Annotated in this window: 1 protein-coding gene; it reads right to left on the bottom strand. The window is 47.7% G+C overall.

The window, feature by feature from the left end:
* On the bottom strand, positions 1 to 121 hold a 121-nt coding region (locus H6B10_RS17315; protein ID WP_204652549.1), incomplete at its 3' end, for an HAD family hydrolase.
* Positions 122 to 218 lie beyond the last annotated feature (97 nt).

The following is a 218-nucleotide window of genomic DNA, read 5'->3' as shown; positions in this document are numbered from 1 at the left end:
AACAATACTGCGCCACATCATAAGTAGGCCAGCCGTGGGCTTCGCAGACACGGTTGGCGGAATCGGCCAGATCGTCGATGGTATTGAGCAAAGTTCCGTCCAGGTCAAACAGTAATTCCATCCGGAAAAACGCCTCCTTACAGATTCGCGTATCTATCATACCATAAAAACAGGGGAGCCGGGTACTGTTTTTTGCAATTTTACAACTATTTTTGGGC

Origin of the sequence: Gemmiger formicilis (genome assembly GCF_016901605.1) — a bacterium.
In the GTDB taxonomy this organism is placed as follows: Bacteria; Bacillota; Clostridia; order Oscillospirales; family Ruminococcaceae; genus Gemmiger; species Gemmiger formicilis_B.
The sequence above is the reverse complement of the archived record's forward strand: the minus strand, read 5'-3'. Positions and strand labels throughout refer to the sequence as shown.